Raw genomic sequence first — 5782 nt, 5'->3', positions numbered from 1 at the left:
TCTTTGCGATGTGTCTTTTTTTTATATTTTTTTTTTTTTTTTGTTGGGGGGGGGGGGCCCCGCGGGCCCCCCGACGCGCGTTGTCCTAAGGCCTCGTGTCGACTGCCTGAAGAGGGTGCCCTTCCAAGATCTGCTCGACTTCCTCGTATCCCGTCGGGAACGAGTAGTTGTAGCGCGCCGGAAGCGCGAACACGTACTGGTCGTTGCGGCCGAGCTCCGACGGGTTGATCGGCGCCGCGCCGATGTGGAATTTGCCCTGCTGAAGAGCGTCCCACTGCGCGAGCGTGAAGATCATGATCGGGATGTCCTGGCGCGGGTGTTCAGCCGTCCATTGCGGATGCCGGATGGAGATCATCGGACCCGTTTCGACGATCTTGCCCGCGTCCTGCCCGTCCACCGCCGCGCCTTCCCACTGGCCAGTCACGATGGAGTAGCCCTTCCAGCTCTCCGGCAGGGTGAACGTGAAGCCGTACTCCGTGTTCTTGTACACGATCGCGTTCGCATCCTCGTACGTCCCGAGCGTGACGGCGTCGATGCGCCAGCCCTCGTCGGCCTTTGTGGCCACAAGCGTGATCGGGCGCCTGGCGGCGACCCCTCCGTTCGCCTTTTCCACGCTCGTCACCTCGATGACGTCGCCCTTCACCTCGTACGACGACTCGGACCGCTTCTCGATGGACTTGATCTCGATCCGATCCGGCCACGGGCTGGACGTCAGCCTTCCTGGAGCCTTCGCGGGATCGCGCTGCCATTCCGCGAGGAGCTCGGGCGACACGAACTCGCTGTAGTTTTCTTCCATGGCCTTGCTCACGACGTCTTCGGGAGCGAGGAGCGACACGTTTTGGAGCTGCTGGCCGAAGCCCTCGACCAGGGTCCTGACCGCTTGCGCGTCCGCCTCTTCAGAATTCTCCGATATCGCGGGACTTTGGCCGGTGTCGCCCGGGCGGGGTCCGTTGCCCCCGCCGGCGCAGGCCATCAAAGTGACGCCCATCAGCACGACGAGCGCCGTCGACAGCGTCTTTCTCAACGTCATCACCTCATGTTGACCGCTCGCGTTCCTTGATGGGGCGGACGGCGAACGTGGGATCCAAGCCATTATGACGCCAGCGGGACACATGGGGTTCCTGAGAATTGCTGGTCTCCATCGCAACCTTGCCGATGGCGTTGACGGCGATGAGAATGTTCATGCTTCAGGTTCCGCGCCGGGCGCGGATCCGCAACCAGGGCATGAAAACCTACTGGAAGGTGGACACCGCGTCCGATCGGGCGCGGTCATTCAGGGAGCGCCTGCAAGTGCATAAATGATGAATCGGGCCCCGCGGACCTGGATGGCCGATGCCCCGTGTGCTCCCAGCCAAGGAGGGAGGGCGTGATCCGGGGGCCCGTCTTATGGTATGGAGCTCCGGGCGGACGTGGGACAAAGACGGCGACCGCGTCGTGCGTCAGTCTGCCTGGAAGCCGATCTTCTTGTGCGTCCCGTCGCAGAAGGGCTTGTTGTGGGAGCCGCCGCACCGGCACAGCGCCACGACATGCGCCTTTTCCGGAATGGGAATCTCCTTGCCCTCGCTGTTGACCAGGCGGATGGGACCCGTGACGAGATACGGGCCGTTCTTGCTCGGCTGGATCTGGACGACGCCGTCGCTCACGTCGAACGACCTCCTGTCAGGCGAAATGTGGTTACTCGCATTCGTATAGTATTGCCCGGACGCTGTCAACGCTATGCGCCGGCGCGGCGCTGGCTGGCGGGCCGGCGCTCGAAGCGTCCAGGGTGCGATCACGACTCCGATTCGGGCGAATCATCGGGCGTGCTGCTCGGCGTGTGGTTCCGCACGACGCGGCACAGGAACGCTCCAGACGCCGCGATGGCGCCGAAGGCGAGGTCGCGCGCGATGTCCCACGGATTGAGCGGTTCGGCGCTGGCGAAACACCCGCAGCCCGACTGGCCCAGCCCGTTGGCCAGCGCCCAGGACATCAGCGCGGTGAAGGCGAGAAAGCCCACCGTGGCCACCCACAGGCCCACCTCAAGCCAGCTCCACGCCTGCCACACGAGAAGCAGAAGAAGCGCGACGGCCAGGGCGAATTCCGCCACCGGAACGACGGGCGCCGTGAGAGTCACGGCCGGATCCGACAGGCCGTAGCCGGCCAGGGCGCGGCGGAAGGCGTCCGGATAGGCCCACTTCGTCCAGGCCGAATAGCCGTAGATGCCCGCCGTGACGATGCTCGCCGCACCGGCGAGCCACGGCGCGCGGTCGCCGAGCGGCCGCACGGTCCGCCCGCGTCCGGACGCGGACGTCATCGGCTGTCTCCCATCGCCTGGCGGTACCATGACTCGAAATCCCTCGCGCTGATCAGGCCCTCGTGCTTGGCGAGCACGTTCCCCCTGCCGTCCAACAGGACGAACGTGGGATAGGCCTCCAGCCCGAGCCGGGTGGCCAGCTTCATGTCGGGGTCGTAGTAGAGCGGGCCGTCGTAGCCGAACCGCTCGGCGTACTGCTGGACGGCCGCCTGGATGTCCTTCGCCGACGCCGCCGGCTCCCGCGAACCCTCCTGGCCCTGCTCAGGGTGGCCTTCCGGGCCGGCCTCGGCCACGCCGACGTACGGCGTCGCGTTGACGGCGATGAAGCGCGCGCCCTGGCCTTCGACGAAACTCCGGATCGCGGGCAGGTCGTACTTGGACTCGTACGCGCAGTACGGGCACCAGGTGGCGAACAGCTCCAGGACGACCGGACGGCCGTCGTTGCGGACGGCGGTCGTCTGGCCGTGAGCGTCCGGCAGCTCGAACAGGACGTCGCGTCCGAACGGGGACGACTTCTTGGGCAGCGCGACGACGAGCAGCGCGGCCGCCGCCAGCGCCAGCACGACGACGGTCAGCAGGATCCGCGTCCGGCGCTGGCGCGCCTGGTCCGCCTGGCGGCGTTTCTTGACGTTGCTCACGGTGTTCATCGCCCTTCTTCGGATGTTTGCGGTTTCGTTGACGGGCGGCCCCTCGGCTGCCTCGCGCCGCCAGGCGCTGCGGGCCCCCCGGGCTGCGCGGCCTCCGCGTTTCCATACGTGGACCGGGTTTGCGATTCCTGCGCCCCACAGGTAGAATACAGTCCCGCCGCCGCCCGGCTATGGCAAAGGTTGGATCGCCTGGGTTGTCCAGCATAGACTGAAAATGGTTTGCGCAAGATGGGACCAACAGGCAGGAACGGGCCTGGCGCGGGGGGAATAGGGATCCAAGCCACACCGAAATCGCTTCGGGAGGTTTCCTTTCTGTTCGTGCGACGCAGGCTTCTCGCCGGCGCCCTTTTCTTGTGCCTTGCGCTCGCCGTGTCCGGTGGCGCGTGGGCGTACGCCCGCCACGTGGCCTACCGCGTCACGGTCGACGGCGCGGACGTGGGCGTCGTCGCGAACCCGGCGGTCGTGTCGCAGGCCATCGAAACCGAGGCGAAGCGCCGGGGCTTCAATCCCGATCGCGTCGTGCTCGTGGAGTCCGTCCGGACCCGACCCTTCCACAGCCTGTGGCCGGCCAGGACGCTGGATGCGGATGAGATGGCGACCCGTCTCTCTGGCCGGCTGACCTTCCAGCTGCAGGCGGCGGACCTGATCATCGACGGCAAGCGGGTTCTCACCCTGCCGGACCGCAGGACGGCGGAAGCGGCGATTCGGAAGGTGCGTGAGGACTACCTCGCGTGGATCGGCGCGGATCGGGACGGCGTCACCGTGAAGTCGATCGAGCCTTTGCAGAAGATTGAGATCAAGCTGCGGGCGACCGATCCCGACACCGTGGTGGTCGACCTGGACGAGGCCGTCGCCTTGCTTGAGCGCGGGACGGACAAGCAGGACGAGCACACCGTGGCGAAGGGCGAGACGCTCTGGGAGATCGCGCAGGAGCACAATCTCAGCCCGGACCAGATCCTCGCCGCCAACCCGGGTCTGCAGCCGACGCTGCTGCAGGTGGGGCAGAAGGTCAGCCTGGTCGTGCCGGAGCCGTACATCACGTTCCGCGACACGGAGGTTCACGTCCAGAAGCTGTCGATCCCGTACACCACCCAGACCGTGAAGGATCCGGACCTGTATCCGTGGCAGCGGGTCACGCGCCAGGCCGGCCAGCCCGGATTGAAGGAAGTCACGACGGAAATCGTCAGGGAAGCCGGTCGGATCGTCAGCACGGACGTCGTGTCGACGACCGTCCTGAAGCAGCCCGTGAAGGCGGTCGTCGCCGTCGGCAGCAAGGCCGTGCCCGTCGCCTCCGGCACCGGGGCGTTCGTCTGGCCCACGCACGGCGGCGTGGTCACCTCGCCGTTCGGCACGCGCTGGGGTTCGCTTCACCCCGGCATGGACATCGGCGTGCCCATCGGTACGCCGGTGTACGCCGCCGACAGCGGCACGGTCATCGCGGCCGGCTGGGAGTCGGGCTACGGCAAGCGGGTGATGATCGCCCACGGCAATGGGCTCGTCACCTTGTACGGGCACCTCTCCAGCATCCGCGTGAAGCCCGGCCAAGAGGTGAAGCGCGGCCAGGTCATCGGGCTGTCCGGGATGACCGGCAACGCCACCGGGCCGCACCTGCACTTCGAAGTCCGCGTGAACGGCACGCCCGTCAATCCCACCCGCTACTTGCGCTGAGCCGCTTGCGCCGAGACGGGCCCCGTCTCCGAGCCTCGTTCCGGCGACGCTCCGTCAGACGGAGCGAAGAAGGCCGAGGGGCGTCTGGAAGGCTCCCTGACCGAGAGGGTTGTCGCGTAACGCCCTGCGCACGAGGTCGCGCCGGACGTTGCGCGACGCGCCGAGGACCTCGCTGCCGATGTCGTTGACGTCGACGATCGCGGCGCCGGTGTTCCGTTGGAGGCGGTCGGCGATCGCCTGCGCGACGCCGTCCGGGTTGAGCGGCGCGAGCGTCACGCAGCGGTTGTACGGCGGCTGCGCCCAGGTTGTCGGACCGTCGATGGCCGCCACGCGCCGGCCGGCAACCCGGTAGAAGTCGCCGGACCGACCGAGCATCCGGGAGATCACGTGCACCCCGGCCGCGACCAGAATGCGCAGCGTGCCCGCCTCCCGCAGGGCCATTTCCATGGTCTCCGGTTTTCCGAGGCCGAACCCGTACGGCACCTTGCGGACGCGGCTGGCGAGGAAGCGGGCGAGCGGCCGCGGCTGGATCTCGTCGATGGGCACCGCGCGGCCCTGGCTCGCCGCGGTCGCCTTCTCGCTGATGAACACGATGTCGCCATCCTGCAGGTGCGGCGAGGCATAGCGGGCGACGACGTCGACGATGTCCTCGCCGGGCATGATCACGTGCGTCTTGATCATGAGCCGGCGCCAGAGTTGCCCGTCCACGTCGATCGTCGTGTCGGCGACGACGCTGCCCAGGGCTGCGGCCCGGGCTTCCGCCAAGCGGTCGTCCTCGTTCAGCGTCGCGGGATGTGAGGTGTCGTTCACGCCGGCTTCCTCCGCTTTCTCATCTCAGGATGCCACGCACCAAGTTGTTCATACGCGGCACTTCCGTTTTATCATGCCGCTTCCATCAGATCCACGATGCGGAAGACGCTCGACGCGCCGGACGTGATACTCTGGTGCGAGGAAGTTTACATAAGCATTGCGATGATGTGCGCGGATGCCACGCTGGAATGAGCACGGTTTCCACGCCGCGATGAAAGGAGGATGGCCCATGGCGACGGCGCGAACGGCACTGCCGCTGCAGCCGCCCGCCCCGATGCCCGCGCGCCCGCGCCGCGCCGCGCGCACCCTGGCCGCCGGCGCCGCGCTCGCCCTGGCGCTGGCGCTGGCCCTCGCGCCCCCGGCG

General features: G+C 67.5%; 7 protein-coding genes. 1 reads left to right on the top strand and 6 read right to left on the bottom strand.

Translation table 11 applies throughout. The features are described 5' to 3' along the window. Positions 1-85 precede the first annotated feature (85 nt). The 5 genes from IRZ18_08000 to IRZ18_07980 all read right to left on the bottom strand — a co-directional run bounded on the left by IRZ18_08000 (position 86) and on the right by IRZ18_07980 (position 2931). On the bottom strand, positions 86-1024 hold the full coding sequence (locus IRZ18_08000) for a hypothetical protein (protein ID MBX5477046.1): 939 nt from the start codon (positions 1022-1024) through the stop codon (positions 86-88). Positions 1025-1034: 10 nt separating this feature from the next. Next, positions 1035-1184, bottom strand: a complete 150-nt coding sequence (locus IRZ18_07995; GenBank protein ID MBX5477045.1) for a hypothetical protein — start codon at positions 1182-1184, stop codon at positions 1035-1037. A 255-nt stretch (positions 1185-1439) separates the two neighbouring features. Beyond that, positions 1440-1643, bottom strand: coding sequence for a CDGSH iron-sulfur domain-containing protein (locus tag IRZ18_07990; protein MBX5477044.1), 204 nt, complete (start codon positions 1641-1643; stop codon positions 1440-1442). 128 nt (positions 1644-1771) lie between these two features. Continuing rightward, positions 1772-2293: a hypothetical protein gene (locus IRZ18_07985; protein MBX5477043.1), complete on the bottom strand. Its 522-nt coding sequence runs from the start codon at positions 2291-2293 to the stop codon at positions 1772-1774. Next, positions 2290-2931: a TlpA family protein disulfide reductase gene (locus IRZ18_07980; GenBank protein MBX5477042.1), complete on the bottom strand. Its 642-nt coding sequence runs from the start codon at positions 2929-2931 to the stop codon at positions 2290-2292. The genes IRZ18_07985 and IRZ18_07980 overlap by 4 nt, the downstream gene beginning before the upstream one ends. Positions 2932-3258: 327 nt before the next feature. On the opposite strand from IRZ18_07980, the gene IRZ18_07975 reads away from it, so the two are divergent. Then, complete coding sequence (locus IRZ18_07975; protein ID MBX5477041.1) at positions 3259-4608, top strand: M23 family metallopeptidase; 1350 nt, start codon at positions 3259-3261, stop codon at positions 4606-4608. A 54-nt stretch (positions 4609-4662) separates the two neighbouring features. Here IRZ18_07975 and IRZ18_07970 read toward each other — a convergent pair whose 3' ends face one another. After that, complete coding sequence (locus IRZ18_07970; protein MBX5477040.1) at positions 4663-5289, bottom strand: coenzyme F420-0:L-glutamate ligase; 627 nt, start codon at positions 5287-5289, stop codon at positions 4663-4665. Positions 5290-5782 lie beyond the last annotated feature (493 nt).

It is taken from the genome of Clostridia bacterium (assembly GCA_019683875.1).
Lineage (GTDB): Bacteria > Bacillota > Sulfobacillia > RBS10-35 > Bu92 > Bu92.
The sequence above is the reverse complement of the archived record's forward strand: the minus strand, read 5'-3'. Positions and strand labels throughout refer to the sequence as shown.

Excerpts from the sequence above, each read along its gene's own strand:
- IRZ18_07985 (MBX5477043.1), bottom strand. The coding sequence starts at position 2,293 with ATGACGTCCGCGTCCGGACGCGGGCGGACCGTGCGGCCGCTCGGCGAC.
- IRZ18_07995 (MBX5477045.1), bottom strand. The coding sequence starts at position 1,184 with ATGAACATTCTCATCGCCGTCAACGCCATCGGCAAGGTTGCGATGGAG.
- IRZ18_07970 (MBX5477040.1), bottom strand. The coding sequence starts at position 5,289 with ATGATCAAGACGCACGTGATCATGCCCGGCGAGGACATCGTCGACGTC.